26 protein-coding genes and 1 other annotated feature are annotated in these 26472 nt (G+C 63.7%); of the genes, 8 read left to right on the top strand and 18 right to left on the bottom strand.

All coding sequences use genetic code 11. The features are described 5' to 3' along the window. The first annotated feature begins 8 nt into the window (after positions 1-8). Complete coding sequence (locus FNA67_RS12610) at positions 9-1667, top strand: hydantoinase B/oxoprolinase family protein (protein WP_147656269.1); 1659 nt, start codon at positions 9-11, stop codon at positions 1665-1667. A gap of 77 nt (positions 1668-1744) precedes the next feature. On the opposite strand, the gene FNA67_RS12605 is transcribed toward FNA67_RS12610, so the two are convergent. Then, positions 1745-1999, bottom strand: coding sequence for a GlsB/YeaQ/YmgE family stress response membrane protein (locus FNA67_RS12605; RefSeq protein WP_049705504.1), 255 nt, complete (start codon positions 1997-1999; stop codon positions 1745-1747). Positions 2000-2135: 136 nt separating this feature from the next. Between FNA67_RS12605 and FNA67_RS12600 the strand changes: the two genes are divergently transcribed. Next, positions 2136-2510, top strand: coding sequence for a VOC family protein (locus FNA67_RS12600; RefSeq protein WP_049705503.1), 375 nt, complete (start codon positions 2136-2138; stop codon positions 2508-2510). A gap of 29 nt (positions 2511-2539) precedes the next feature. Here the strand turns inward: FNA67_RS12600 and FNA67_RS12595 are convergent, their stop codons facing one another. Genes FNA67_RS12595 through FNA67_RS12585 form a run of 3 tightly spaced genes read right to left on the bottom strand, consistent with a single transcriptional unit; the run spans position 2540 to position 5502 of the window. After that, complete coding sequence (locus tag FNA67_RS12595) at positions 2540-3211, bottom strand: N-acetylmannosamine-6-phosphate 2-epimerase (RefSeq protein WP_147656268.1); 672 nt, start codon at positions 3209-3211, stop codon at positions 2540-2542. Next, complete coding sequence (locus FNA67_RS12590; RefSeq protein WP_147656267.1) at positions 3208-4758, bottom strand: DUF4127 family protein; 1551 nt, start codon at positions 4756-4758, stop codon at positions 3208-3210. Before FNA67_RS12590 ends, FNA67_RS12595 begins: the two co-directional genes overlap by 4 nt. Then, positions 4759-5502, bottom strand: coding sequence for a GntR family transcriptional regulator (locus FNA67_RS12585; RefSeq protein WP_147656266.1), 744 nt, complete (start codon positions 5500-5502; stop codon positions 4759-4761). Between the two features lie 170 nt (positions 5503-5672). On the opposite strand from FNA67_RS12585, the gene FNA67_RS12580 reads away from it, so the two are divergent. From FNA67_RS12580 to FNA67_RS12565, 4 genes are read left to right on the top strand one after another with little or no spacing between them, the layout of a single operon-like run. Beyond that, positions 5673-6935 carry an ABC transporter substrate-binding protein gene (locus tag FNA67_RS12580; protein WP_147656265.1) on the top strand — a complete coding sequence of 421 codons (1263 nt, stop codon included), beginning with the start codon at positions 5673-5675 and terminating at the stop codon, positions 6933-6935. Then, positions 6925-7869, top strand: coding sequence for a carbohydrate ABC transporter permease (locus FNA67_RS12575; protein WP_049705498.1), 945 nt, complete (start codon positions 6925-6927; stop codon positions 7867-7869). Before FNA67_RS12580 ends, FNA67_RS12575 begins: the two co-directional genes overlap by 11 nt. Next, on the top strand, positions 7856-8695 hold the full coding sequence (locus FNA67_RS12570) for a carbohydrate ABC transporter permease (protein WP_082202136.1): 840 nt from the start codon (positions 7856-7858) through the stop codon (positions 8693-8695). The genes FNA67_RS12575 and FNA67_RS12570 overlap by 14 nt, the downstream gene beginning before the upstream one ends. A 58-nt stretch (positions 8696-8753) precedes the next feature. Further along, on the top strand, positions 8754-9251 hold the full coding sequence (locus tag FNA67_RS12565; RefSeq protein ID WP_147656264.1) for a 3'-5' exonuclease family protein: 498 nt from the start codon (positions 8754-8756) through the stop codon (positions 9249-9251). Here FNA67_RS12565 and FNA67_RS12560 read toward each other — a convergent pair. Further along, positions 9248-10270, bottom strand: coding sequence for a sensor domain-containing diguanylate cyclase (locus FNA67_RS12560; RefSeq protein ID WP_147656263.1), 1023 nt, complete (start codon positions 10268-10270; stop codon positions 9248-9250). The two genes, FNA67_RS12565 and FNA67_RS12560, sit on opposite strands and share 4 nt — an antisense overlap. A gap of 160 nt (positions 10271-10430) precedes the next feature. After that, positions 10431-10486, top strand: a sequence feature (sul1 is cis-regulatory element that is thought to sense ions involved in sulfur or methionine metabolism; They are found in Alphaproteobacteria). Between the two features lie 69 nt (positions 10487-10555). Between FNA67_RS12560 and FNA67_RS12555 the strand changes: the two genes are divergently transcribed. Further along, a complete protein-coding gene (locus tag FNA67_RS12555; protein ID WP_147656262.1) occupies positions 10556-12040 on the top strand; it encodes a SulP family inorganic anion transporter in 1485 nt (494 codons plus the stop codon). Between the two features lie 15 nt (positions 12041-12055). On the opposite strand, the gene FNA67_RS12550 is transcribed toward FNA67_RS12555, so the two are convergent. The 3 genes from FNA67_RS12550 to FNA67_RS12540 form a co-directional block, all read right to left on the bottom strand. Next, entirely contained in the window at positions 12056-12508 is a 453-nt protein-coding gene (locus FNA67_RS12550) for a GNAT family N-acetyltransferase (protein WP_147656261.1), read from the bottom strand. A gap of 8 nt (positions 12509-12516) precedes the next feature. Continuing rightward, complete coding sequence (locus tag FNA67_RS12545) at positions 12517-12927, bottom strand: VOC family protein (protein WP_049705493.1); 411 nt, start codon at positions 12925-12927, stop codon at positions 12517-12519. A gap of 107 nt (positions 12928-13034) precedes the next feature. Further along, positions 13035-14522, bottom strand: coding sequence for a GMC oxidoreductase (locus FNA67_RS12540; protein ID WP_147656260.1), 1488 nt, complete (start codon positions 14520-14522; stop codon positions 13035-13037). A 127-nt stretch (positions 14523-14649) separates the two neighbouring features. Here FNA67_RS12540 and FNA67_RS12535 point away from each other — a divergent pair, with 127 nt between their 5' ends. Next, the gene (locus FNA67_RS12535) at positions 14650-15540 is read left to right on the top strand and encodes a sugar phosphate isomerase/epimerase family protein (protein ID WP_147656259.1); all 891 of its coding nucleotides are present in this window, start codon (positions 14650-14652) and stop codon (positions 15538-15540) included. 7 nt (positions 15541-15547) lie between these two features. Here the strand turns inward: FNA67_RS12535 and FNA67_RS12530 are convergent, their stop codons facing one another. The 10 genes from FNA67_RS12530 to FNA67_RS12485 form a co-directional block, all read right to left on the bottom strand. Next, on the bottom strand, positions 15548-16399 hold the full coding sequence (locus FNA67_RS12530) for a sugar phosphate isomerase/epimerase family protein (protein WP_244616343.1): 852 nt from the start codon (positions 16397-16399) through the stop codon (positions 15548-15550). Between the two features lie 89 nt (positions 16400-16488). Further along, positions 16489-17220: a fumarylacetoacetate hydrolase family protein gene (locus tag FNA67_RS12525; RefSeq protein ID WP_147656258.1), complete on the bottom strand. Its 732-nt coding sequence runs from the start codon at positions 17218-17220 to the stop codon at positions 16489-16491. Beyond that, the gene (locus FNA67_RS12520; RefSeq protein WP_147656257.1) at positions 17220-18098 is read right to left on the bottom strand and encodes a dihydrodipicolinate synthase family protein; all 879 of its coding nucleotides are present in this window, start codon (positions 18096-18098) and stop codon (positions 17220-17222) included. Before FNA67_RS12520 ends, FNA67_RS12525 begins: the two co-directional genes overlap by 1 nt. Positions 18099-18110: 12 nt before the next feature. Further along, positions 18111-18989 carry an IclR family transcriptional regulator gene (locus FNA67_RS12515; RefSeq protein ID WP_145976746.1) on the bottom strand — a complete coding sequence of 293 codons (879 nt, stop codon included), beginning with the start codon at positions 18987-18989 and terminating at the stop codon, positions 18111-18113. Continuing rightward, positions 18917-19954, bottom strand: coding sequence for an ABC transporter ATP-binding protein (locus tag FNA67_RS12510; RefSeq protein WP_147656256.1), 1038 nt, complete (start codon positions 19952-19954; stop codon positions 18917-18919). The genes FNA67_RS12515 and FNA67_RS12510 overlap by 73 nt, the downstream gene beginning before the upstream one ends. Further along, positions 19944-21020: an ABC transporter ATP-binding protein gene (locus FNA67_RS12505; RefSeq protein ID WP_244616341.1), complete on the bottom strand. Its 1077-nt coding sequence runs from the start codon at positions 21018-21020 to the stop codon at positions 19944-19946. Before FNA67_RS12505 ends, FNA67_RS12510 begins: the two co-directional genes overlap by 11 nt. 4 nt (positions 21021-21024) lie before the next feature. Then, the gene (locus FNA67_RS12500; RefSeq protein ID WP_147656255.1) at positions 21025-22149 is read right to left on the bottom strand and encodes an ABC transporter permease; all 1125 of its coding nucleotides are present in this window, start codon (positions 22147-22149) and stop codon (positions 21025-21027) included. 12 nt (positions 22150-22161) lie between these two features. Then, on the bottom strand, positions 22162-23157 hold the full coding sequence (locus FNA67_RS12495; RefSeq protein WP_147656254.1) for an ABC transporter permease: 996 nt from the start codon (positions 23155-23157) through the stop codon (positions 22162-22164). A gap of 44 nt (positions 23158-23201) precedes the next feature. Next, complete coding sequence (locus FNA67_RS12490; RefSeq protein ID WP_210246383.1) at positions 23202-24392, bottom strand: exo-alpha-sialidase; 1191 nt, start codon at positions 24390-24392, stop codon at positions 23202-23204. Positions 24393-24460: 68 nt separating this feature from the next. Next, positions 24461-26461, bottom strand: a complete 2001-nt coding sequence (locus tag FNA67_RS12485; RefSeq protein ID WP_147656253.1) for an ABC transporter substrate-binding protein — start codon at positions 26459-26461, stop codon at positions 24461-24463. Positions 26462-26472: the final 11 nt, after the last annotated feature.

The following is a 26472-nucleotide window of genomic DNA, read 5'->3' as shown; positions in this document are numbered from 1 at the left end:
GCATCGACATGACTGACACCATCAACGATCCGATCACCCTGGAAATCATCCAGAACTCGCTGCAGGCGACGGCCGACGAAATGTTCGCGGCCATGCGCAAGACGGCGATGAGCTCGGTCATCTACGAAGTGCTCGATATGGGCACGGGCATTGTCGACGCCGAGGGCCGGCTGGCTTCCTCGGGCGCGGGCATTCCCTCGTTCGTGGGCGTGCTCGACAAGGCCGTGCAGGTGATCGTGGCCAAGTTCAACAAGCCGGGCGATATCCAGCCGGGCGACGTGTTCACCACCAACGATCCCTATTACGGCGGCGTGACCCACCTCAACGACATCGTCGTGGCCATGCCCGTGTTTGCCGACGGCAAGCTCATCGCCTGGACCGCCAATATCGCGCACAACGCTGATATCGGCGGCAAGTCGCCGGGTTCGCTCTCGGCGGACGCGACGGAAATTTTCCAGGAGGGCCTGCGCCTGCCGGCCATCAAGCTGGTGTCGAAGGGCGAGCCCATCGCGGCGGTATTCGACATCATCACCGTCAATTCGCGCACACCCGATTTCCTCGAGGGCGACATCTGGGCGGCCATCGCCTCGGTGCGTATCGGCGCCAGGCGCCTTACCGATCTCGCCAACAAGTACGGCGTCGCCACCTTCGAGAAGGCGATGGGCTCGTTCATGGATTTCGGCGAGAAGGTGTCGCTGCGCGAGCTGGCCAAGCTCCCGCACGGTACGTTCGAACTCACCGAAGAGCAGGACGACGGGCGCTTCTACAACGTCAAGGTCACGATCTCGGATACCGAGTTCATCGTCGACCTGCGCGACAACCCCGACCAGGATGTCGGCCCGACCAATACCAGCCGCGACGGCGCGATCATCTGCGCGCAGATCATCTTCAAGTCGCTGACGGACCCGGAATCCCCGGCCAATGAAGGCTCGTTCCGCCCGATCAAGGTGCTGACCCGCGAAGGCTCGGTGTTCCACGCCAAGGAGCCGTCGCCGATCGGGTTCTATTTCGAGACCGAGGTTCGGGTCTACGACCTCATCTGGCGGTGTCTGGCCAACGTCATCCCAGAGCGGCTGCCGGCAGGGCATTTCTCGTCCATCTGCGGCACCTTCATCGGTGGCCCGCATCCGGATACCGGCCGGCATTACACCATCGTCGAGCCGGAACTCGGCGGCTGGGGCGCCAGCCGCGGCAAGGACGGCAACTCGGCCATCTTCTCGGGTTTCCACGGCGAGACCTACAATTGCCCGGCGGAAATCTCGGAGGCCCGCAACGGACTTTTCGTCGACCGCATGGAGCTCAATACCGAGCCCGGCGGCGAGGGGCAGTGGGTCGGCGGCCATGGCATCGTCATGGATTACCGCGTGCGCGCGGACGGCTCGTTCCTGACCGCCGGCTACACGCGCTCCAGGATCCTTCCGTGGGCGCTGGACGGCGGCAACGAGGGCTCGCCCAACTATGTCCGCGTCTTCCGCAAGGATGGCAGCTCGGAGCGCTATGCGTTCGTCTCGAACCTGACGGTCAACAAGGACGACGTGATTCGCATCGTCACCGGCACCGGCGGCGGCCTCGGCGATCCCAGGCTGCGCGACAAGTCGGCAGTGGCAGAGGATCTCAAGAACGGGTTTATCACCCCCGAGCGGGCCAGGGAGGTCTACGGGGTCTAGGCAAACAGAAAGGGCCGGAGCGATGCTCCGGCCCTTCCTCATTGCTTCCGCTTAGCGGAAGCGAATTGCCTGTGTCGTCAGGTGGCGCGACGGATGACGCGGATGATCAGCAGGAGGATGACCGCGCCAATAATCGAGGCGATGATCGAGCCCACGATCCCGCCGAAACTGATGCCCAGCAACGGAAGCAGCCAACCGGCAAGGATACCGCCCACGATACCGATCACGATGTCACCGATGATGCCGAACCCGGAACCCTTGACGATCAGACCGGCTACCCAGCCGGCGATGCCACCCACGACCAGCACGATAAGAAGTGAAGTCAAATCCATTTTCTTGCCCCTTTCGCAAGTTTGCGACCCTAAGTGAGGTAGTCGGGACAAATAACGCGCGACGGCGATTTTGGTTCAATTTGAACCGCTTGGAGCGCGTCTCAGTTATTTTGGCATGACAGGAGAGGAGGGAGAGATGTTCTCCATCAAACACGCAGTTGCCATGATTCCAGCATCCGACCTCGGCCGGGCCATGGCCTGGTATGAGGAAAAGCTGGGGCTCAGGCCCGAGCGAAAGGAAGACTACGGCGCCTCCTACACGATCGGAGGATTGGACGTGTTCCTCTACGTGACCGACTACGCAGGGACGGCGCAGCACACCATTCTATCGTTCACGAGCGAAGATCTCGTCGCGGACATGAAGGCACTTCGAGCGAGAGGCGTCGTGTTCGAGGACTACGATCTGCCCGGCCTCAAGACGGTGGATGGCCTGGCCGAGTTCGGGCCGGTCAAGAATGCCTGGGTCAAGGATTCCGAGGGCAATATCCTTGGGTTCGTGGAAGGCATGTAGGCAAGGACTGGCTCCCGCCTGCACTTGCTTCAGAGCGCCGAGAGCAGATGACTGGTGATGAGGTCGGGCGCGGTGACGGCCGAACCGCTGACGACGGCGAATGCGCCGGTGGCGAAGGACTGCGCAACGTGCTCGGGCGTCCAGATACCGCCCTCGACGATTACCGGCACCTTGAGTGCGGCGACGAGCCTGCGCACGAAATCAAAAGGCGGCCGGACAGCCCCCTTCGTGGCAGGCGTGTAGCCAACCATCGTCGTGGCTATGACGTCGGCGCCCTGTTCTGCGGCGATGGTTGCCTCTTCGAGCGTCGAAATATCGGCCATCACCGCGGCGCCGCGCGCATGAGCGGCGGCGGCTAGTTCCCCGAAGCTCTCGCCAGGCCTCGACCCCCTGGTGGCCTGGCAGGCGACGATGTCCGCTCCGGCGTTGCAGAGGGCTTCGACGTCGGCGACGGTGGTGGTGATGTAGACATCGAAGCCGGTGCGGCGATCCTTGGCGATGCCGATGATGGGAAGGGCGGTGCGGGCGCGCAGTTCGCGAACGACCTCGGGGCCGTCCACGCGGTAGCCACCGGCGCCACCCAATCCGGCGGCCTCGGCCATCATGGCGAGGATATCGGGGCGGGCGAGGGGGCTGCGGGGGTTCATGGCCTGGGAGGAGACGATGAGCGTGCCCTTGAGGCGCTCCAGAGCAGGGATCATCGGACCAGATCTCCTTCGATCACGAAGTCGATCTCGAAGCTTCGGTGCCATGGGAAGTTGATATTGCTGACCTTGAGGTCGCTGCGACCTGTCAGTCTGCCAAGGATGGCGTTGAGTTCTGCGCCGACGCTCGCTTCTGCCGCCCGTTCCTCGTTGGGCGTCTGGAAGGTCAGAATGCCGGCGTTGAGCGGCCTGCGGGCAACAGCCTGGTAGGCATAGTCCTCAATGACGCGGTGCAGCAGCAGACGCCGTGCTTCTCCGGCATCGTAGGTGCCTGCGGCACGCCCGATCTGGATGGCAGCGGCGGCGGCCACCACCGATCCGAGTGCATTCCCGGCCGTGTTCCAGCCGCCATAGGCGAGGAGCTTGAGCAGCAGGCCACGTTCGGCGAGCCCTTCGACAAGGATCGGGTCGGCGCCGTTCGAATAGCGCAGGTCCGCCAGCGCGACTTCTCGCCCTTGCTCGATCAACCGTGCGATGAGGTCGAGGGTCGCCTGCGCATCCTTTTCATCGTCGGTATCGAAGGTCGGGACCTGTCCGCAGAGGTCGCGGCGGCGCGGATCGGAAGTGTGGATCACCAACGCCATCGCCTCCGCATCCTCGGTCAGTTCGGCGCCGCTGGCCTTGACCTGCCGCTCGATGGCGACGCGCATGGGGCTGTTCTCGTAGTTGGCGATGCGGGCCAGGCCCTCGGGGTCGGCAGTATCGACGGTAAAGCGCGCCCTGGCATCCATTTGCGTGGCGAGCTGGCGTGCAACGAGCACGGCGGCGACTTCGTCGGCGCCCGGATACATCAGGACCTCGGCCGAGATTGGCAAGACGCGGGCCCATTGGTCGAGCCAAATCTGCTCTACCGACCCGCCGGAATGTTCGGCGGTATCGTCGGCGGTGATCATTAGCGGGTCCACGGTGCCGTCGGCGGCCAAGGCCAGCGCCTCGAGGTTGACGTGGTGGTTGCGCAACCGGCGGCGCTCGAAATCGGCGAGGATCGCGGTGGGCAGCTTGGCGCGCAGCGTCGCTAGTTCGTCGGCGTTCCCGGGTGTGTCGAGCGCCCCCAGGTTCACGAGAAAATCGCGATGGTGCAGGGCGCCGAGGCGGTGCAGTTCACGGCCGTACTGAGCCCAATAGTCGGGCTCCTCCTGCGGGTTGTAGGAATCGGATGCCCGCATGACGAGGGATACTGCCGCGATTGGCAGGTCTGGGTGATCCTCGCGGATCGCGCGCAGGGTTTCCAGCCGCTCGAGGGCCGCAAGGGTCGTGTCGCCGCTGGTTCTCGCTGCGATCAGGCCGCCGTAGCAGAGCATGTCGAGGGAGGCGACGGCTGCGTCGGCGGTCGCTGTCGCCTGGCGGAACCAGGCGCCAATGTCGTCCGCCTTTCCGGGCTCGCGCAGTTGCGGCAGCAGCTCGGCTGGCGGCAGCATGAGGCCGGCGCCGGCGATGGCGGCTACGGCCGAGGGAAGGCTGGTGTTCACCGGCCGCTCATCGAGCGGCACGAAGGCAATGGCCATGCCGCCCGGGCGGCCGGCATTGCGAGGAGTGGCGGTCACTTATTTGGTCCCTTTGGGCGTGCGATAGATGACGAAATCGTACGAATACCGATCGGCGCGGTAGACGCTTTCGGCGTATTCGATCCGCCGGCTCCGGGCGTCGTATGCGACGCGGGAGACCTTGAAGGCGGGCGAGAATTCCGGAACGCCGAGGGCCTGGGCCATCTCGCCGTCCAGCACGGTGGCATGGATCGATTGCTCGGCCTTGTCGATGCGCAGGCCGTAGTTTTCGACGAGCGTCTGGTAGAGCGATCCCTCCAGCGGCCGGCGGGCGAGATCGGGCGCCAGGCTGGCGGGAATGTAGGTGTTTTCGAGGCACATCGGTTCGCCGTCGGCCGTGCGGACGCGATAGATGTGGGCGACAGCGTCGCGCGGGCTGATGCCGAGCTGGGCGCCAACCTCGGCGCCGGCCGTTACTTCCACGATCCTCGTCGACTGGGAGCCGGGCATCAGGCCACGGGCGCGCATGTCGTCGGTAAAGGACGTTAGCTCGACGGACTTTGCAATTCGTGGTTCGCTCACGAACGTACCGGCACCCTGGGTGCGATAGACCCGCCCTTCGTAGCCGAGCTGATCGAGCGCGCGCCGGACTGTAAGGCGCGTAACGCCGAAGGTTTCGGCGAGTTCGCGTTCGGTCGGCATCTTATCGTGAGGGCGCAGTTGCTCCTCGATCAGGCCGAGGAGATAGGCGCGCAATTGCGCGGACTTGGTCCCGGCGCGTTGCGGTCCAGCACTTTCTCCCATGTGACGAGGTCCTCCGAGCACCGCCTGTCCGAGGCGATTTGTGATTGGTATAGACCAATATGTGCGTCGGCAAGTCAATCTGGCTAAATTGTGTCTCGCCGTTGACGTTCTGAAAATAATTGGGCTACACCAATTGTGGCAAACGAAAAGTGCCGCAAAGGGAGTTTGAAATGATGGGAATCGCTCGCAGCAGGGCTGGCGGGGCAGTGGTGGCCACCGCGCTCGGCGTCCTGATGGGTTTTGGCGCTACGCTGAGCGCCTACGCTCAGGAAAAAACGGAAATCACCTTCTCCTATCTCTGGGGCGGGGCGGAAGCCAAAGCTCTTGAAGAGCTCATCGCCGACTACAATGCCAGCCAGGACAAGATCGTGGTGAAGGGCGTCTCGAGCCCGGATACCACCAAGCAGCTTGCCTCGATGTCGAGCAGCAACGGGGCCTTCGACATTTCCGATCATTTCGGTTCGGCAGTGGGCTCGTGGGCCTCCAAGGGCATCCTGGCTCCGCTCGACGACCTGGGGATCGACGTGGCCGATTTCGTGCCGGCAGCCGTCAGCCAGGTGACCTATGACGGCAAGCTCTATTCGCTGCCGATCGCGGTGCACGACTATCAGTTGCTCTATAACAAGAAGCTGCTTGCGGACGCCGGTGTCGAGCCTCCCAAGACGATGGACGAACTCGCGGCTGCCATCAAGGCGCTGACCAAAGTCGATGGCGACGGCAACATCACCCAGCTTGGCCTCGGCAGCGCCTACATGCCGACCACGATGGTGGTACTGGGCTATGCCTTCGGCGGCGAGTGGAACGCCGGCGGGCAGCCGTCCCCGGCCGACGCCAACAACATCAAGGGCATCAATTTCTACGTCGACAACGTGGTGAAGCCCTATGGCGCGTCGGCAGTGAACAAGTTCATCGCTGGTTTCGGTCCCTATATGTCGCCGCAGGATCCCTTCGTGCAGGGCAAGATGGCCATGGTGATCGATGGCGAATGGCGGTCCGCTTCGCTGGGCTCGGCCGAAGGGTTCGAGTGGGGCGCCGTCTCCATCCCGGCGGCGACGCCCGAACTGGCGGATACGACGCTGGTCGAAGTCTCGACCCTCTTCATTCCTGCCAATTCCAAGCACAAGGCCGAGGCCGGCGAGTTCCTCAAGTACCTGGGCAGCCCGGACGTCATGGCCAAGTTCACCCGCGCGCTCGGCAACCTGCCGGCCCGCACGTCCCTGCTCGGCAACGATATCTACGCCGACCTGCCGAACTACGACGCCTGGCTCAGCTCGCTCAAGAGCCCGAATGCGAAGTCCTTCAGCTCCGCGCCCTACAGCGCCGAATACTCGGCCGACCTGGGCTCGGCATTCGAGGCGATCGCCCAGGGCTCCCAGACCGCAGAAGACGCCATGAAGGGCGTTGCCGACCGGTCGGGTTCTTATGCCCAGTAGGCAAGCACAGGCCGGCCGTTCGCGGCCGGAACCGGGTAGAGGCCGGGCCCTTCTTAAGGGCCTGGCTTTCGCCTCGCCATTCCTTATCGGGTTCGCGATCTTCTTCGCGTACCCGATTGCGGCTTCGGGTTTTTACAGTTTCACCGACTTCAGCCTGTTCCAGCCGCCCAAATTCGTGGGGCTTTCGAACTATGCGCGCATGATCCATGACGCCAAGTTCTGGAAGAGCCTCTACAACACCCTGTTCCTGACGATCACCGGCGTGCCGATCAGCCTGATCCTGGCGCTCGCTGGGGCCCACATCCTCAACCTGAACGTCAAGGGGCAACCGCTCTATCGCGCGCTCATCTACCTGCCGACGATCATCCCGGTCGTGGCCGGCGGCTTCCTCTGGCGCTGGCTGCTCAACGCGCAATACGGGTTCGTCAACGAGATCCTGCGCTGGTTCCACATCCCTCAGCCCAACTGGCTCCAGGAGCCGGCCTGGGGAAGCTGGGCGGTGCTGATCGTCTCGCTCTGGACGGTCGGGGGGACGATGATCATTTACCTTGCCGCGCTCAAGGATGTGCCCAGCGATCTCTACGAGGCCGCGCAGCTCGATGGGGCGGGGCCCTGGCGCCGGTTCACCGACATTACTTGGCCGATGATCTCGCCGGTGACGCTTTTCCAACTGGTCGTGCTCATCATTGCGTACCTGCAGATCTTCACCCAGCCGTTCGTGCTGGCCAAGGACCCGGCAGTCGGGACGTCTCAGGCCGCCGGTCCGGGCGACTCCATGCTCACCTACAGCGTCTACCTGTTCCAGAACGCCTTCATCTTCCTCAAGATGGGCTACGCCTCGGCCATGGCCTGGCTGCTGCTGGTTATCACCCTGGCGGTGACGCTGCTCATCCTCTGGTCGTCAAAGAAATGGGTGCATTATGGCAGCCGCTGATCCCGCCCGCAGGATGGCAGGCTGGACCATCCAGCGCCTGCTGATCATTGCCCTGGTGCTGCTGTTCTGCTTCCCGTTCCTCGTGATGGTGACGACGGCATTCAAGCCGACGGACGACATCTTCACGGCACCTCCCGAACTTTGGCCGCGCACCTGGACGCTCGAGCATTTCGCCGCCGTCTTCGAGCAAATCCCGTTCTGGCAATATCTGGGCAACACGCTCCTGGTCTCGGGGTTGAGCGTGCTCGGCACCCTGATTGCCTGTCCGCTGGTCGCTTACGCATTGGCGAAGCTGGAATGGCCCGGGCGCAACGTGCTGTTCGTGGTGATCCTTGCCACGATGATGCTGCCGCCGCAGGTGACGCTGATCCCGATCTACATGATGTGGAACGGATTGGGCGCCACCAATTCCTACCTGCCGCTGGTGTTGCCGGCCTTCCTGGGGACGCCGTTCTTCATCTTCCTCATCCGTCAGTTTCTGCTCTCGGTTCCCGACGAGCTGCTGGAGGCGGCGAAGATGGATGGCGCCAGCGAATTCCAAGTCTACTGGGGCATCGTGCTGCCCATCGCACGACCGGCGCTGGTCACCTCGGCGGTGTTCCAGTTCATCTGGGCATGGACGGATTTTCTCAACCCACTCATCTATCTCAACGACTCGAGCAAATACACGCTATCGATCGGCCTCTACTCGTTCTTCGGCGAGCATGGCGTGCAGTGGGGACCGTTGATGGCGGCCTGCGTGATGTTCACGCTGCCGGCGGTGGTCATCTACATTTTCTGTCAGCGCTACTTCCTGGGTGGCCTTGCCGCCGGCGCGCTTAAGTAACCAAGACGTCGCCTGCGCATTCCTGACATAGTGAAAGGAATGCACAGGAGGCCATCCGTTGCTGCTATTCGTCGATTTCGAAGCGTCTTCGCTCAGCAAGCAAAGCTATCCGATCGAAGTCGGCTGGGTATGGGAGGATGGTCGCGAGGAGGGGCATCTGATCCGTCCCGCACCGGGCTGGGTGGAGTGGGATGACTCTGCCCAAGCCATCCATGGAATTTCCCGCGGACTGCTGGCGCGTGATGGCGAGCCCCACGACCGCGTTTGCGACCGCGTGATTGCGGCTTTCGAGGGCAACGATGTCTACGCCAGCGCACCATCGTGGGATGGGCATTGGCTGAGCATGCTCCTGCGAGCGGCGGGGCAGCCGCGTCATCTCCTGCGCCTCAGGTCGAGCGAAGAGGCCTTCATGGCCAAGGCTCGGCAGGATGGTGCCAGCGAGACCCTTGCCACCGCGCGCGTCGCGGCAGCGCGTGCCCTTATCGGGCAAGCGCCGGCTGCACATCGCGCCATCGCCGACGCGAGACGGGAATGGGAGACGTGGCGGGCAGTCTAAACCTGGGACCTAGAGCCGACCCGCAGTCCTGTCGTCGCCCGAAAGGCATTGCGCCCGGCCGACTTGGCTTCGTAGAGGGCCGTATCGGCGGCCTTGTAGAGCTGGGAAGGCGTACAGCGATCGAGGAGTGCTATCCCCACGGATGCCCCGAAATGCAAGGCCTGCCCGCCATAGAACACCGGGCGCTGCATTTCTTCGATGATTGCTTGGGAAAGCGTATTGAGGGCGGGCAGGTCGACGTCGCCACTGCAGACGATACCGAATTCGTCTCCGCCGAGGCGTGCCACCAGTTCCGTGTCCCCGCAGATCGAGCGCAGGCGGCGCGCGGCCTCGCGCAGGCATTCGTCCCCGGCCATGTGACCGTGGGTATCGTTGACGAGCTTGAAGCCATCGAGGTCGACGATCAGCAGGGCCCTGGACTCGCCGCTTTCAGCGTTTGCGCAGACACGGGACAGCGTCGACTGGAACTTGGCGCGGTTGGCCAGGCCGGTCAGGACATCGTTCTCGGCGAGGTAGCGCGTCCGGTCGGCAAGCAGTTTCTCCTCAGTGATATCCTGCTTCATGCCGAATACACGGAACGGCTGCCCGTCGCGGCAATCCACGCTGGCCGTAATCCGTATCCACCGCGTCTGGCCGGTAAAGGCGATGATCTCGGCATCGAGGGTGAAGCCCGTGCGATCACGAATTGCCGCCGTGCGTCGCGATACGAGTTCCCTGGCGGAATTGCCCACATAGCGCTCGAGCGTTGCCTGGCGGTCGAGCCGCGACCCCCGGGGCAGGCCGAAGATGTCGTAGACGACGTCACTCCAGATCAGCTTCTCGCTGCTCAGGTCGCACTCCCAAAGGCCGATGCGGGCTGCCGCCGAGGAACGTTCAAAAACCAGGCGGTCGTCGCTGATCTGCCGGCGCAGGCTCTCGATGATCGCTTCCTGTTCGCGCACTCGGGCCTGCAAGGCCAGGGCATTGGCTTCCAATGCAAGGGGCTCGACCTGTTGTGCAAGCGCGGATCTGTAACTCATGGCAGCGATCCCAGTTAGCAACTCCGTTTTAGGATGCCGGCAATTAAGAGATCGTCACTCGGGGGCGACGAACTGAAGATGACCTTCCGCCCGTGCCGTTGCTCGTCTGGCATCGGAGAGGTTGATTTTGTCGCTTCACCCGTGCAGAAACGGCGCAGTCATCGGACCCGGTGCAACTCCGGGTGGCTCTTCCGGCCGCCAATCCGCCGGACACTCCAGTTAATTTGCTTTGTCGGACCGGCCGCCCTGGCGCTCCCGTCTTGTCCGAACGCCTGGATTTTCAACATGACCTTTCTTGAGACTTTCCGCCGTGACTGGCTTTCCAATATTCGTGGCGACGTGCTTGCCGGTATCGTGGTGGCGCTTGCCCTGATCCCCGAAGCCATCGGCTTTTCTGCGATCGCGGGCGTAGATCCCAAGGTGGGGCTATACGCCTCGTTCTGCATCGCCATGATCATCTCCGTTACCGGGGGCAGGCCAGCGATGATCTCGGCGGCAACCGCCGCTACCGCCGTGCTCATGGTGACGCTGGTGCGCGACCATGGGCTGCAATACCTCCTTGCCGCGACGATCCTCGCCGGCGTCATCCAGGTCGGCGCGGGTCTCGCGCGGATCGGCTATGTCATGCGCTTCGTCTCGCGCTCGGTGCTCACGGGCTTCGTCAATGCCCTGGCCATTCTCATCTTCATGGCGCAGCTACCCGAACTGGTCGGCATGCCCTGGCAGACTTACGCCATGATCGGGCTGGGACTAGCGATCATCTACCTGTTTCCGCGCGTGACCAAGGCGGTCCCGTCGCCGCTTGTCTGCATCATCGTGCTGACCATTCTCACCATGATCATCAAGGTCGACGTGCGTACGGTGGCCGACCTGGGCGAGCTGCCCTCGACGCTGCCGGTGTTCCTTCTGCCGAATGTGCCCTTCACGTTCGAGACGTTGATGATCATCCTGCCTTATTCGATCGGCGTCGCCGCGGTCGGGCTGCTCGAAAGCCTGCTGACGGCCTCCATCGTCGACCAGATGACCGACACGAAAAGCGACAAGAACCGCGAGGCCGTGGGGCAGGGCATCGCCAACTTCATCACCGGCTTCCTCGGCGGCATGGCTGGTTGCGCCATGATCGGGCAGTCGGTGATAAACGTGCGATCGGGTGGCCGCGGCCGCTTGTCGACGTTCACGGCTGGCGCGGTGCTGTTCTTCCTGCTCATGGTTCTTGGAGACTGGGTGGGCATCATTCCGATGCCGGCGCTGGTCGCCATCATGATCATGGTCTCCATCGGCACCTTCAACTGGTCTTCGCTCAATGACCTGCGTAAGCATCCGCGCCGGTCGAGCCTGGTCATGCTGGCAACGGTCATCGTGGTGGTCGGCACGCACAACCTGGCGCTCGGTGTGGGCGTGGGGGTGCTGCTCTCAGGCATCTTCTTTGCCTGGAAGGTGGCCCAGTTCTTCCGCGTGACCTCGGCCCTGAGCGCGGACGGGCGCGAGCGCGACTATTTCGTGGAGGGGCAGGTCTTCTTCGCGTCGTCCGAGACTTTCCTCAACGCCCTGGACTTCAAGGAGCCCATCGAGCGCGTTCGCATCGATGTCAGCAAGGCGCATATCTGGGACCTGACCGGCGTCGGCGCCATCGACACGGCAGTGCTGAAATTCCGCCGCGAGGGAGTCTCGGTCGAGCTCGTTGGCATGAACGAGGCGAGCGCCACAATCATGGACAAGCTCGCGGTCCACGATCAGCCCGGAGCGCTGGAGCGCGTACTCGGCCACTGAGGGCCGAGCATCGCCTCAGGGATGCCAGCGATAGTGGCTGACCGGGTGGCCGGAACGTGGGTGGGGTTCCTCAGAAACGAACACGAGGCCGGCCGCTTCGTAGAAGCGCCTGGCCCGGATGTTCGCCGAGGCCGTGAACAGCTTGAAGCCGGCCGGCATTTCAGCCATGGCGTGGCCGAGCAGGGCCCTGCCGACGCCGCCGCCAAGGTGGTCGGGGCTGACGAACAACTGGTCCAGTACGGAGACGGCAGGCTTGATGGCGACGAAGCCGACCAGCCCGTTGCCGGTCACTGCAAGAGTGGTGACCCAGCCTTGCGCAAACTCCTGGTCCACGCGTTCGCGTAGTTCAATGCGGCTGGGCATCTGCGGCGGCCCAACGGTGGGAAGGCTCGCGCTGGCGTGCCATAGCTCCGCCAGCGCGTCGCGGTCCTCGGTTGTGGCCGGACGCAGTTCGAACGGATGAGTCACGGCCCGGGCTACTGGCGCGCGGCGGCGATGTTGACCATCCAGGGCGTGCCAAAACGGTCGGTCAGCATGCCGAAGGAATCGCCCCAGGGAGCCTTCTCGAGCGGCACCGCGATCTGGGCGCCCTGACTGAGCTTGTCCCAATAGCCGTGCAAGAGTGCTTCGTCATCGCCGCTCAGGGACACCGAAATGGCGCTGCCGGAGGAATGCGGCATGGATTTGGGCGTGTCCGAGCCCATCAGCACCATGCCGTTGGGGGCCTCGAGCATGGCGTGCATGACGTTGTCCTTCTCGGACGGATCGTGCGCCATCTGGTCGAACGTCATGACGTCCAGCTTTCCGCCGAACACTGTCTGGTAGAACGTCATCGCCTCGCGGGCGTTGTCGCGAAAGCTCAGATAGGGATTGAGACGATTGGGCATGAGGCATCCTCCTCAGGAATGGATGGCCAAGGCTAGAAGAGGATTGTGACGGGAGATAGAGGGATTGGCCCATGTCCGGCCCTGGCCGGGCATGGGTTGTTTTGCGCTCAGGTCTGGCGGCGTTCGCGCGCGATCTGGCGCGCGCCGATGGTGGCCAGTGCCACCGAAAACAGGGTGGGGTTCGTCGCGGTTACGGTTGGGATGATGCCGTTGCCGGCGACATAGAGGTTCTCGAACCCCCAGACGCGGCTGTTGGCGTCGCAGACGCTCTCGCCATCATTGCGCTCACCCATGCGCATGGTGCCCTGGTAGTGAAGCGAACTGCCCACGGGTAGCACGACCGTTTCGAATCCTGGTGCGGAGCGCCCGAGGGCGTCGGTGATGCGGGCGACGAGCGCTTTGCCCTCTTCGAGCCGAGCCAGGTCGCCGGGGGTCTTGCGGGCCCTGATCGAGATCGTGGGGAGGCCGAGCCAATCGGTCCGGGTCTCGTCGAACTCCATGCGATTGCCCGGGTCGACGTCCGAGGCGCAGAAAAGGCCGATGAACACCGGCTGGCCCTTGAAGTCGGCGGGGAAGGGCATGGTGTTGGCGCTGGTGGGGCCGATGGTGACCGAGAACGGCCAGTCGTCCACACGCGGGATCCAGCTCATGGATTGCATGGGCTGGTCCGTTTCCACCTCGATGAGCTTGGTCACCTGATAATGGTCGTTGATGGTTCGCCCCAAGGCCGCTGGGCGGATGCCCGAGGCGTAGAGCAGTTGCGGCGAGTGCAGCGAGTCCGCCGCTACGATCACCGTGCCGGCTGCGACGCGCCGGGTGTCGTTCGAGCCCGGCGTGGCGATTTCCACGCCCGTCGCCCTGCCGTTCTCGTGGATGATCCTGCGGCAGCCGGTATCGGGCAGGATGCGGAACGTTTCCTCGCTCTCCTCGAGCATCTGCCCGAGGATCACATCGATGCCGTGGCGCAGGAAGCCACTCGCGGTCGGCGTGCAGGCGAGCGGCATGGGCTGGACCTGTCGGTCCGGCGCGCGACCCTGGTTGAACATGGCGCCAAGCTGCTCGCGCAGCCTCGAGGCGCCCGGATCGTTGGGGTGGAGATCCTTGTTGACCTTGAGCAGGTCTTCGGCGAGGCCCAGCGCCTCGTCCATCTGCTCGGCAGCGATGAAGGGGATGCGTTCCGACTGCGACGGACGCGGACACCCAGTCGTCCACTTTGTGCCCATGCCGCCGACATTGGCCGCGGCGAAACCGGCGAATAGCGTCTCGTCATGGGGATCGGCCTCGTTGGCGAGGAAGAGCCCCTGGCGCCGCAGCAGCGAGCCGTCGAAGCGGCCAGCGCGGCGCTCGTTCCACTCGGCCTCGGTGATCGGGGCATAGGCGGAACGGGTAGGGCCCTGGGCGCCGATCTCGGCCGCCGTCCGTGCCTCGAGGTCGGCGATGTTGTCCAGATGCGCGCCCTTCTCGGCGCGCAGGTAGGGACCCGCCTCCAGCATCAGAATGCGCGCTTCTGGCCAGTCGCGCCGGATGATCCGGGCGTAGGCAGAGCCGGTCGGGCCGCTCCCAACGATAACGACATCGGCTGACAGGTCCTGCATAGTCCAAAGAGCTCCCTTAACTCATGATGCTGGTAACTAAGGGATAGGGGCCACGGAGCTGTCAATTGCAACGTTGACACGCCTACCCATGGTTTTGATGATGCGCACATGATTGATAGGGGTTGCCATGAAGCTCGGCCTTAGTTCTTACAGTTTCCGTCCGCTCATGGAGAATGGCTCCATGCAGATCGAGGACGTGTTCGTCTGGCTCGAGGCGCACGGGGCCGAGCACCTCGAAATCGCGACCTTGTCGGTGGCGCCGCCGGGCGCCGATATGAGCTACGAGCTCCGCGACGACGCGGAGATGCTTGGGCGCATCCGCGCCGCGTCAGGCAAGACCGGCATTCCCGTATCCGGCATCTGCATTGGCGCAAATTTCATCGGCACCGATCCAGCGGACCGGCGCGCGCAGATCGATAGGGTCAAGGGTTATGTCGATCTCTGCAGCGACATGGAGGTAGGGTTTCTGCGCCATGACGTGGTGCATTGGGGCAACCGCTCGGCCGATACGCCCGAGTTCGAGCGCGAGTTCGCCGGGATCGCCGAGGCCTGCCATGAGATTGCCAGCCATGCCCACTCGCGCGGCGTCACCACGAGCGTGGAGGATCATGGGTTCTTCATGAACTCCAGCGAACGCATCAAGCGGCTCCTACACGCCGTGGGCCTGCCCAGCTTCAAGCTGACGGTCGACGTCGGCAATTTCCTGTGCGTGGACGAGGACCCGTTGATGGGTACGCGCGCGAGCATCGCTCATGCGAGCTTCGTCCATTTCAAGGATTTTTACGTGCGTCGCAACGAGCCGGGACCGGGATGGCTCAAAACCTATGGCGGCCAGTTCATCCGGGGCTCGGTCTTCGGCTATGGCGATCTGGAGACCCACGCGATCGCCGAGGCGGTCGTGGCTTCGGGTTACGACGGGTTCGTTTCCCTCGAATACGAAGGTAACGAGCCGACCTTGTTCGGTTGCGAAACCGGCCTCAACAACATCCGCAGGATACTTGCCGAGGTGAAGCGCTAGGACGATCTTAGGCGACGACCAGCCGGTCGACGCGCTCCTTGATGGCGGCGAGCCGGTGACGGTCGCCGCCAGGAACCTCGACCGATGCCCAGCCCGAGTAGCCCGCTGCCGCCAGCGCGCGATTGACCACCGGCCAGTTGCAGTCGCCATCCCCCAGTTCGACGCCGAAGCCCTTCCAGGGGCCTTCCGCGTTCATCCTGGCAAGGCTGAATTCCTTGAGGTCCACCTTGAGGATGCGGTGGCCAAGGGCCTCGATCCAGTGCTCAGGCCGGCCATAGCGCAGCACGTTGCCTACGTCGAAATACCAGCCGAGGCGCGGGCTCTTAAAGCTGTCCACCAGCCGGGCGGCTTCGAGCGGGCTGAGCAGGAAGTCGTTCCAGACATTCTCAAGAGCGATGGAAATTCCTGCCGCTTCGGCATGGGGCAGAATCTTGGCGATGCCATCCATGGCCCGCTCCATGGCCTGAACATAGCTCGTCGTCTCGTTGACGACCCCGGGTACCAGTAGCACGGTGTCGCCGCCGTAAACCTTGGCCTCTTCGATTGCCGCTATCGTCGCGGCAACGCAGGCATCGCGAACGGTCGGGTCCGGGTGGGTAAGGGGCGTCTTCCAGTGACACGAATTGATGACGCCCGGAATGAGGAGACCAGTCTGGTCGCGGGCCGCCAGAATCTCGTCGGTTGGGAGGTCGTCAGGAGCATCGAACTCGATACCGTCAAAGCCGAGATCTTTTAGCAGCCGGAACTTGTCAAGAATCGATAGCGAGTCCTCCTCGACCATCGACCACTTAAGGCTCACTTTCGTGATCGGGCGTTTGGCGGGCGAGAGCTGCCCGTCGGCGGGTTGGTGTTCGTTCACGACGCTGCTGACCATGCTTAGGCGGTAGGTTGCACATTTGGGCAACCCCTCGGCGAAAAATCAACACCCGCGTTGGCCTACGGCCAGCGTCACCCTTGCGCGACGCCGAACGCGGCCTCGCCAATTGTCGAGATGGCGCGGTAGCTTGCGCCGCGCTGAAGGGCGACGGGACCGACGCGCGCGCCGGTGATCACGACATCTCCCGCCGCCAGCGGCTTGCCCCTGGCGGCAGCGTAGTCGGCAAGCCAGGCCAGTGATTGGGCGATTTCTGGAACCGATATCTGGCCGCGGTACTCTCCGACCTTCTCTGCGCCGTTGTGGAGTTCCATGACGATGTCGACGACGTAACCCGATAGTCCAGGCATACCGCTGCCAAGGATCAGTCCTGCATTGCTCAGGTTGTCCGCCAGCAGGGCAGGCAGAGGTTGCGCCTTGGGATCGTCATAGCGCGAGCGGAGCGGCTCGAGCGCAAGGTGCCATCCACCTATCGCCGCAGCGGCCTGTTCGGCGGTGCTGCCTGCCGGGAGGTCCGAGCCGAGCACGAGCCCGACCTCGACCTCAATGGCCGGGGTAGCGGCGGCGGGAAGTTGCTGCGGCGCATGCAGTATGTCGCCGCGCAGGGGCGCCGCCATCCGGCCTTCGCCGCCCGGACCGGGACCGATCTTCCAGCCGCAACTACGGTGCCGTTTGAGGTAAGCCGCCTGGGCGCCCAAGGCGCCCTCGACATCGCGTGGCGTCAGTTCGTCCGGCAACCGAGGCAGCGTCTTGCCCTGCCGCCAGAGATCTTCGAGCAGATCGGCCGTTGCGTTCATGTCAGTCATCACCGGGCTCCCGCGCGGAAGGCACCGTCGAGGGGAGGCATGCAGCGGCGCCAGGAATCGTCCCGGCGCTGTTCGGCCAGCCCCGCCTTGAGGGCCAGGATTCCGCCGGTTGCGTCAATCTGGGCGATACGCTCTGCTGCCAGTGCCGCGAGCGCGGCGGCGTCCGGTCCGGTCGGGTCGCGGTAGAGAGAGACGATGTCCTGGACATAAAGGTTGGGCAGGCCGCCGATCATTCCGGCCCCGCCTGCCACGAGCAGGTGCGGCAACACTCGGTCGTCGCCGGTGAAGATGGCCAGCTCGGGGAAGGCCCGGACATAGGCCAACCCGCTCTGAATATTCCCGGTCGAATCCTTAACGCCGGCGATGGGAGCGCCCTTGCCGGCCTGCAATGCCCGAACCAGTTCGTGGGTCACGGTGACACCGCTCAGGGCAGGGATGTTGTAGAGCACCAGCCGAACGTCCGGGCGACCGGCGCGCTCGTAGACGGCCTCGTAGAAGGAGACCAGGCCATCAAGCTGCGGATTGCCGTAATAGTAGGGTGGCAGGACGAGGATGTCCCGGCAGCCGAGGGCTGCCAGGTCCGAGAGTTCCTGGGCGGCGGTCCCGACCGAAGAGGTCATGATCGCGGGAAGCAGCTGGTCAGGCCGAATGCCCGCTGCCAGCAGCGCAGCGACGGCCTCGCGCTTCTCGGGCGACGAGAACGCGACGCCTTCGCCCGTGCTGCCGAAGGTCGAAATCCGGCTTCCGCCGCGGGCGAGAAGATCGCGTGCGTGATCGACCAGTCGGTCGGTGTCGATAGAAAGGTCAGCGCGGATCGGGGTGAGGATGGCGGTGATAATGCCGCCGAGTGCCGAATAGGAAGTGTTGTGCTCGTTCATGATAGTCCCCGGTCAGCGAACCGTTGAGTGCAGTTGAGAAAAGGATGGCGGCACGTAACCGAGGTTGCGTGACATATCGAGGCAGGCAGAAATCAGCAGTCGGGCGATTTCCGGTGCACGGCTGCCGATGATCTCGGGGTCGGTGCCTGAAATCGAGCAGCCGCCGATCACCCGGCCGCGCGCGCCGTAGACCGGCGCCCCGACGCAATAGTTGCCGGTTTCATTCTCGCCGTTGTCGAAGGAGAAACCGCGCTCGCGGATGGCGGCAAGATCGGCCATCAGTGCGTCGAGATCGGTGATGGTGTTGGGGGTGATCCTGGGCATCCCGACCCGCCCGAGGATGCCGCGGGCTTCGTCTTCGGGCAGGTGGGCGAGAATGGCCTTGCCGACGCCCGTGCAGTGCATCGGCATTCGATCGCCGACCGCGGTGCGCGCGATCAGGCGGCGGGAGGATTCGACGGCATAGATGTAAAGGATGTGATCGCCTTCAAGGAACGTGAGGTAGACCGACTCGCCTGCCTTGTCCGCCAGCGCGCGGACGTGCGGGGCAGCGCGGTCGCGGATTTCCACGTTCACCCGCACCGACTGCGACAGCGCCAGGATGCCGGTGCCGAGGGCATAGGCCTCGCCGCCGATCTTCTCGATAAGGCCTTCGGCGACGAGCGAGCGCAGGATCGCGTGGGTGGTGCTCTTGGGCATTTCCAGCCGCGCGCTGATTTCGGCCAGCGCCAGGCGAGGCTCCTGGGCGCTGAACAGCTTGAGCATGCGAACCGCCTTGGCGAGGCTCTTGTTGGTGGATGTTTTGCGTTCCGTGGTCGTCACGTCACGATCTCTCCCTCGTCCTGCTCGGGCACGACGCCCGCGAGGTCCAGGCTCTCGGCGAAGTGGCATGCCGACCAGTGGCCTGGCTCGATCTCGCGGAGCGGCGGCGCGGCGTTCTTGCAGACATCGCCCGCATAGCGGCAGCGGGGATGAAAATAACAGCCAGAAGGAGGGTTTGCCGCGCTGGCGACCTCGCCCCCCAATATTATGGTTTCGTCGGCGAGATCCGGATCCGGCTTCGGTACTGCCGACAGAAGCGCCTCGGTATAGGGGTGCCGGGGACGCGAATACAAGTCCTCATTTGACGCCAATTCAATGATTTTGCCGACATACATGACCGCGACGCGGTCGGCGATGTGTTCAACTACGCTCAAGTCATGGGCCACGAAGATAAAGCTTAGATTCAACTCGCGCTGCAGGCGCTGCAGCAGGTTGAGGATTTGCGCTTGGATGGAGACGTCGAGCGCTGAAACCGGCTCGTCGGCCACCAGCAAAACCGGGTTGGTGACAAGCGCGCGGGCAATGCAGACGCGCTGGCGCTGGCCGCCCGAAAAGGCATTGGGATAGCGAGAGAGGTGCGCTGGGTTGAGCCCGCACATCTCGGCGATCCGCTCGACGCGCTGGGTGATCTCGCGTTCCGGTACCCTCTGCGCTCGCAGCGGCTCGCCGATGATCTCGCGCACGGTCATGCGCGGGGATAGCGAGGAGAACGGGTCCTGGAAGACCATGTTCATGTGCGGGCGCACGGACTGGAGCGTCTTCTTGTCGGCGCTGGCGAGATCGATGGAAACATCGTCGCCCGGCGTGAACTGGGCCGAGCCGGCGGTGGGGTCGATGGCGCGGATGATGCAGCGGCCCAGGGTGGTCTTGCCGCACCCGGATTCTCCAACGAGCCCGAGCACCTCACCCTGGGCGAGTTCGAAGCTTACATCGTCCACGGCTTTGACATGGCCAGTGACCTTGCGCATGAGCCCGCTTTCGATCGGGTAATATTTCTTGAGGTTCTGGACCTTGAGCAGCGGTTTAGTGGACATGCGCCGCCTCCTGGGCAAGGCCGGCGGCCGCGAGGACTTCCGGATACTTGAAGCAGGCGGACTTGTGGCCGGTAGCGACATCGACCAGCGGCGGTACGGCGCGATCGCAGATGCCACTGATGGCGACGGGGCAACGCGGGAAGAACCCGCAGGCCCTGGGTTTGTTGATGGGGATCGGCACGTTGCCGCCGATCGATTGCAGCGGCTCGCCCGAGCGCTTGCCGATGCGGGGCACCGAGGCCATAAGGCCACGCGTATAAGGGTGTTTCGGCGCCCGGAAGAGGTCGCGGACGGGCGCCTGCTCGACGATTGAGCCCATGTACATGACGGCCACGTCGTCGGCCATGCGGGCGATGACGCCGAGATCGTGCGAGATATAGAGAATGGCCATGCCGAGGTCGCGCTGGAGGTCGCGCATCAGGCGCAGGACCTGCGCCTGGACGGTGACGTCGAGGGCAGTAGTGGGTTCGTCCGCTATCAGCAGGCGCGGCTGGGAGGCCAGCGCCATGGCGATCATGGCGCGCTGGCGCATGCCGCCCGAGAGGTGGTGCGGGTATTTCCTGAGCGTCTCGGCGGGCGCAGGGATGCCGACCTTCGCCAGCATGCCGATGGCGATCTCGCGCGCCTGGTGCTTGTCGCGCGTGCGATGCAGGAGCACCGCCTCGATCAGTTGATTGCCGATGGTGTGCACTGGAGAGAACGAAGTCATCGGTTCCTGGAAGATCATGGCGCACTCCCCACCGCGGATGCTCAGGAGTTCGCGATCTTCCTTGCCCAGGCCGACGATGTCGGTGGAGGGCTTGTCGGGGTAGTGCAGCAGGATTTCGCCGGTGGTGCGGGCGATCTTCGGACTGATCTTGAGAATCGACTGAGCGGTCATGGTCTTGCCGCACCCGGATTCCCCCACGAGACCAAGCGTGCGGCCCTGCTGGATGGTGAAATTTACGCCATCGGCGGCGACAAGGTTGCCCTCCATGAGCGGCAGCACGACGCGCAGGTCCTTGACCTCGAGCAGCGGTTCGCCGGCAGGGAGCATCTTGGTTTGGGTTTGAGCCGTCGTGGACATCTGGCTAGCTCCTATAGGGGTCGAGAGCATCGCGCAGGCCGTCGCCGAGGAAGCTGAAGGCGACGACGATTAGGATCACGAGCCCGCCGGGCACCAGCAGCCAGGGGCTGAGGGTGACGGTCTGGATGTTCTGGGAATCGATGAGAAGCGTGCCGAGGCTGACGGCCGGGGGACGCAGGCCCAGGCCGAGGAAGCTGAGCGCCACCTCACCCAGGATCATCTGCGGCACCGCCAGGGTCAGGTGGACGATAAGGTAGCTCATGAAACCGGGCAGCAGGTGGCTGGTGATGATGCGCGCTTCGCTCACCCCCGAGACCTTGGCGGCCATGACGTAGTCTTCTTCACGCAGGCTCAAAAGCTTGCCGCGCACGACGCGGGCAAGTGTCGTCCACCCGACGACGGCCAGCACGGTCGATATGCCGAAATAGACCTGCGTCGGCGACCAGTCGGCGGGCACGAGCGCAGCTAGCGCCATCCACAACGGGAGCGTCGGCAGGGATTGCAGGAACTCGGTCAGGCGCTGCACGAAATTGTCGATGCCGCCGCCGAAATAGCCCGAAATGCCGCCGAAGAAGAGGCCGAGCCCGAACCCGATGCTGAGGCCGAGAAGGCCGACGAAGAGCGAGGTGCGGGCGCCGAACAACATGCGGGAAAAGAGATCGCGCCCTAGCGTATCGGTGCCGGCGAGAAAGATCTTGCCGTCGCCCTCAACCCCGAAGAGCCGCACGCTCATGGGGATGAAGCCGAAGAGCTTGTAGGGTTCGCCCTGGACGAAGAGATGGATATCGTGGCGCACGCTGGTGTCGACCACGTATTCACGCTGGAAGGTCTGGCGGTTGAGCTCGTTCTTGAGGCCGTAGACGAAGGGGCGCAGGTGGAAATTGCTCTCTGTGTCGACGAACTGGATCGCTGTCGGGGGCGCGAGGAGATAGCCGGTATGCCGCTCGAACGGATCGTAGGGCGACACGAACTCGGCGACGAGCACCACCGCATAAAGCAGCACGATGAAGAACAGCGAGACCGTCGCGACCCTATGGCGCGTGAACTTGGCCCAGAAGATCTGGCGGCGGCTGAGGATGAGGCCGCCCTGCGGGCCGGATGGAGCTTCGGTGTCGATGGCGAGTGTCATTGGCCCGTACCCCTAGTTGGTCCGCGTCATGCGGACGCGCGGGTCGAGGATGGTGAGGAGGATGTCTGACATCACGACGCCGACAAGCGTGAGCGTGCCAAGGAGCATCAGCGAACTCGCCGCCACAAAAGTGTCCTGGGCGATGATAGCGCGCAGCAGGAGCGGGCCGATGGTGGGGAGGCCGAGGACGATGGCGACAATGGTCGAGCCCGAGACGATTTCCGGCAACAGGTGTCCGGCCGTCGAGATGATCGGATTGAGCGCGACGCGGAACGGGTATTTGAGCAACAGCCGCCGTTCCGGAACGCCTTTGGCGCGGGCGGTGGTGACATATTGTTTCTGGAATTCGTCGAGCAATTGCGAGCGCAGGATGCGGATGGTCGCGGCCGTGCCTGCCAGACCCACTACGATCACAGGCACGGGGAGGTGGATCAGAAGGTCCATGACCTTTGCCCAACTCCAGGGTGCGTTGATGTAATCGGGTGAAAAGAGGCCGGTCGGCGTCACGCCGAAGAGATTTGCCGAGGCGACGAGCAGCAGTAGCGCCAGGAGGAAGTTGGGTACTGCCAGGCCGATGACGCCCAGGAAATTCACGGCGTAGTCGCCGACCGAATACTGGTGGGTCGCCGAATAGAGCGCAACCGGAATGGAAACGGCGTAGACGAAGACCATCGAAACCAGCGACACGATGATCGTCAGCCAGAGGCGGTCGGAAAGAAGGTTCCAGACCGGCTGCTGCCACTCGAACGAATAGCCGAAGTCGCCGCTGGTCACGAGCGGCACAATCCAGTTCCAGTACTGGATGTAGAGGGGCTGATCGAGCCCATAGCGATGGGTCAGGTAGTCGAGCTGCGCCTGGCTGGCCGGGGCGCCGGCCGCCTCGAGCTGGGTCGCGAACGTCTCGATGAAGCTGCCGGGCGGCAGGTTGATGATATGGAAGCAGACGACCGAAATCAGGAACAGCACGACAACCATGTAGCCAAGGCGGCGCACGATATAGGCTAGCATCGATGAACCTCCTTGGCGGCAGGCGAGGGTGGCGAGGCCAGTTGCTAGAGCAGCTGGCGGAAGTTCGGGACGGTTCCGTAGTAGATGCGATTGGCGTCGTGGAAATTGGCGGCACCGCGATAGGCCGACCGCACCGCGAAGATGATGTCGTCGGGGCCGTCGAACTGCCAATCGGTGTACTGGAAGCCGCTCAGGCGGATGGAATCCTCGGGCTTGAGGCCGGTTTCGTCCTTGATGAGGAGCTTTACCCGGCGCCAGTTCCAGAGGTCCTTGGAGGCCAGCACGTAGACCTTGTTGCGCTGGCGCATCGAGTGGTCTTTGTGGAAGCGGGTGAAGCTGTCGTCTTCTTCGCGGGCCCACTGGCGCAGGATCGCATGGTCGTCGAGCGCATTGCCGATGGTGAGGTATTCCCCGCTTACCGGATCGCGGCGGATAGTGAGCTTGGCCTTACAGCCGGGCAGGTCGAAATAGCCGGTTGTTGGATCGAAGGTGATGCGCTTGCCGTCGTCCTCGATCTTGATGCGGGCGGATTTTTCGGCCTCGAGCGGTCCGGCCTCGAAAGTCATGATGTCCCAGAGCTGGCCATCGGGATCGGCCACGACATTGCCTTCGCGCCAGCCCGGCTTGAGCGTGCGGCCCCATTCCTTGGGTATCCATGCCGGATCGAAGGGGAGCTTGTTGCTCATCGTCCAGTTGGCGGCATTGAGCAGGTCCGCGTCGACTGGTGCCGAGACCACGCAAGCCTGGAAGCCAGTGCCCCAGACACAGGGCGTGCAATCTTCGAAGGCTTTGTAGATACGACCATTATGGATGGTCACGGCTACCGGCGCGCAATGATAGTTCGGACCATCGTGGTAGTAGCCGCCGGCGAAGAGCCAGCCGTTTTCGGGCGCGGTCGGATGTGTCCAGGTGTAGCCGCCGTCGTCGCTCCGGCGGATGACAATGGAGCCATACTGCTGGCTGGTGCCGAAGATGTAGAGGGCACCGTTGTGGTAGAACAGGGTGCTCCAGTAGCAGTTCATGATGTGGGTGATGTTGACCCACGTCGCTCCGTTATCCTCCGAGCGGTAGATGGAGGTGAGGCTTTCCTCGGATTCGTGGTTCCGGGGGCAGCCGACGCCGTAATAGTCGTGGCTGACGACGAGCGCATTGTCGGGCAGCCGCACGACGCTGGGGCTCCCCAGGTACGTGCGCGAGAGCTCGGGCTGATACTTGACTTGGCTAAGGGGGATCATTTCGGGTCCGGAAAGCTTGATGGGGCGCTTGGACCGGACGGATCATCCGCCCGGTCCCCGTGGCTGGTTTACTGGGCGAGGTACCACTGCTCGGCATGACCGCCGCGCAGGTGGTCGATGTAGAGCATCTGGTCGCCTGGGAAGTTCTTGAGCTTGTTGGAGCGGGTGTAGATGTAGGGAACCTCGCCGACCGTGCCGATGTGCAGCATCTGCTTGACGGTGTTGCCGACCACTTCCTTGCCCAGGGCGTAGTATTCGTCCGAGCCGAGCTTGGTTGCCTGCCAGCGATTGACCAGTTCCTGCTGGGCCTTGAACTCGGGCGGGGGCTCTTCGCCTTCCTTGCCGCCGGTCAGGTCCCATTGCCGCCAGGCGAGGCCGCCGCCCACGGGGTTGGTGTCCAGGCCATAGGGCGGGCGGAACCAGATGGGACGGGTATACATGTCTTTTTCCGACACCACGTCCGCGAACCAGACCGAAGCCTGCACCTGACCGGCCGCCACCGCCTGCGCAAAGGTCTCGCGGGTCACGGTGTTGACCTGGGTCGGTACGCCCAGCGCCGTCCAGTACTCGGCGACGAGTTCGGAAAGCTGCACGCGGTTGATGGCGTCAGAAAGGATGATGCGCAGCGGCTGGCCGTCCGGGCGCTGGCGCACGCCATCGGGTCCCTTGGTCAGGCCCATCTCGTCGAGCAGGGCGTTGGCCTTATCCACGTCGTAGTCGGCGAAGTAGGGGCCCATCCAGTCCTCGTAGAGCGGGGACTTGGAGGAGACGCCCCACTGGCGCGGCACGCCCAGGCCGAAGAAGATGGTGTCGTTGATTTCGGGGCGGTTGAGCGCCAGGGACATGGCCTCGCGGAAGCGCACGTCGTTGAAGACCTGACGCAGTACCGGATCGTCGACTGTCAGGTTGAACTGGTATTTGACAATCGCGCCCTGGTCGGCGCTGAAGAGCATGGTGGTGTAGTTGCCCGCCTGCTCGCCGGCCTTGAGCACCGGCAGGTCGGCCTGCGCGAACTTGTCGGCATAGTCGAGCTGGCCCGACTGCACGTTGAGCTTGACCACTTCCGGGTCGGAAATGAGCATGCGCACCTGCTCATCGATATAGGGGAGCTGGTTACCCTCGGTGTCGACCTTCCAGTAGAAGGGATTGCGCTTGTAGTACTGGTTGCCGAACTGATCGACCTGGGTCAGGCGCCAGGGCTTGAGCACCGGCAGGTTGGGATCGACCTGGAAGTCGCCGGTCTGCCCGTTCTGGTGCGAGACGAAGGCGTCCACCCAGGAAGCGAAACCTTCCTGTTTGGCGACGGCGTCGGCATCGGGATTGTAGTCCTTGTGCCACTTCTGCAGGTAATGCTTGGGGGCAAGCGGGAAACCTGCCTCCGCTCGCGCCACCGTCAGGATGAAAGCCGGATTGGGGGCGGCGAAATGGAAGACGACGTTTTCGTCATCGACCTTTTCGACCGTGACCGGCTTGCCACCCACGACAAAGTTGCCCGGAAGCGGAGGCAGGTCGCCCTGGCCGCCGATATCGTTGAAGAAGAAGAGGATGTCGTCCGCCGTTACCGGCTCCCCGTCGCTCCACTTCATGCCGCGGCGCAGAGTGACGGTGGCCGACATATTGTCGTCGGCTAGGACGATGCTCTTGGCGATATCGGGATAGACGATTTCCCAGTTCGTAGTGACGCCGGCCAGGTGAGCGTCCCAGGCGGTATAGCCGACATTGCCGAAGGATTGAGGATTGGTGGCGTTGTAGCGGATCGTGCCGCCATAGGTGCCGATGCCTTCACGCGGGCGCTCGACCATGACGTCCTCGCGCGCCGGCAGGCGGTCCGCCACAGGGGGCAGGGCGCCGCTGGCGACATCAGCGTCGAACTGGGGCGATTGCTTGAATTCGGGAACAGTCTTGCCTGTTTCCTTCTCGTAGTCGGAAAGGCTCCAGGTCATGAAGTCGTCGACCAGCTTGGTTTCCTGCGCCTGCGCGTAGGTCGCCGTCGTGGTGATGTCGAGGCCGATGCCCGCCACTATGGCGAGGGCGGCGGCCCCCAATAGTCCTTTCAACTTACTATGCATTCCAATCCCCT

This window comes from Youhaiella tibetensis, from assembly GCF_008000755.1.
GTDB lineage: Bacteria > Pseudomonadota > Alphaproteobacteria > Rhizobiales > Devosiaceae > Paradevosia > Paradevosia tibetensis.
This window is presented reverse-complemented; position numbering and strand designations above follow the sequence as displayed.

Coding starts and splice junctions, on each gene's coding strand:
- FNA67_RS12515 (WP_145976746.1), bottom strand. CDS start 18,989: ATGCCACTTCGCCGAGAGCCTGGACCTCGCGGGCGTCGTGCCCGAGCA.
- FNA67_RS12575 (WP_049705498.1), top strand. CDS start 6,925: ATGCCCAGTAGGCAAGCACAGGCCGGCCGTTCGCGGCCGGAACCGGGT.
- FNA67_RS12610 (WP_147656269.1), top strand. CDS start 9: ATGACTGACACCATCAACGATCCGATCACCCTGGAAATCATCCAGAAC.
- FNA67_RS12490 (WP_210246383.1), bottom strand. CDS start 24,392: ATGATCCCCCTTAGCCAAGTCAAGTATCAGCCCGAGCTCTCGCGCACG.
- FNA67_RS12520 (WP_147656257.1), bottom strand. CDS start 18,098: ATGAACGAGCACAACACTTCCTATTCGGCACTCGGCGGCATTATCACC.
- FNA67_RS12570 (WP_082202136.1), top strand. CDS start 7,856: ATGGCAGCCGCTGATCCCGCCCGCAGGATGGCAGGCTGGACCATCCAG.
- FNA67_RS12495 (WP_147656254.1), bottom strand. CDS start 23,157: ATGCTAGCCTATATCGTGCGCCGCCTTGGCTACATGGTTGTCGTGCTG.
- FNA67_RS12485 (WP_147656253.1), bottom strand. CDS start 26,461: ATGCATAGTAAGTTGAAAGGACTATTGGGGGCCGCCGCCCTCGCCATA.
- FNA67_RS12555 (WP_147656262.1), top strand. CDS start 10,556: ATGACCTTTCTTGAGACTTTCCGCCGTGACTGGCTTTCCAATATTCGT.
- FNA67_RS12505 (WP_244616341.1), bottom strand. CDS start 21,020: ATGTCCACGACGGCTCAAACCCAAACCAAGATGCTCCCTGCCGGCGAA.
- FNA67_RS12535 (WP_147656259.1), top strand. CDS start 14,650: ATGAAGCTCGGCCTTAGTTCTTACAGTTTCCGTCCGCTCATGGAGAAT.
- FNA67_RS12600 (WP_049705503.1), top strand. CDS start 2,136: ATGTTCTCCATCAAACACGCAGTTGCCATGATTCCAGCATCCGACCTC.
- FNA67_RS12560 (WP_147656263.1), bottom strand. CDS start 10,270: ATGAGTTACAGATCCGCGCTTGCACAACAGGTCGAGCCCCTTGCATTG.
- FNA67_RS12545 (WP_049705493.1), bottom strand. CDS start 12,927: ATGCCCAATCGTCTCAATCCCTATCTGAGCTTTCGCGACAACGCCCGC.
- FNA67_RS12580 (WP_147656265.1), top strand. CDS start 5,673: ATGATGGGAATCGCTCGCAGCAGGGCTGGCGGGGCAGTGGTGGCCACC.
- FNA67_RS12585 (WP_147656266.1), bottom strand. CDS start 5,502: ATGGGAGAAAGTGCTGGACCGCAACGCGCCGGGACCAAGTCCGCGCAA.
- FNA67_RS12540 (WP_147656260.1), bottom strand. CDS start 14,522: ATGCAGGACCTGTCAGCCGATGTCGTTATCGTTGGGAGCGGCCCGACC.
- FNA67_RS12595 (WP_147656268.1), bottom strand. CDS start 3,211: ATGATCCCTGCTCTGGAGCGCCTCAAGGGCACGCTCATCGTCTCCTCC.
- FNA67_RS12525 (WP_147656258.1), bottom strand. CDS start 17,220: ATGACTGACATGAACGCAACGGCCGATCTGCTCGAAGATCTCTGGCGG.
- FNA67_RS12510 (WP_147656256.1), bottom strand. CDS start 19,954: ATGTCCACTAAACCGCTGCTCAAGGTCCAGAACCTCAAGAAATATTAC.
- FNA67_RS12605 (WP_049705504.1), bottom strand. CDS start 1,999: ATGGATTTGACTTCACTTCTTATCGTGCTGGTCGTGGGTGGCATCGCC.
- FNA67_RS12500 (WP_147656255.1), bottom strand. CDS start 22,149: ATGACACTCGCCATCGACACCGAAGCTCCATCCGGCCCGCAGGGCGGC.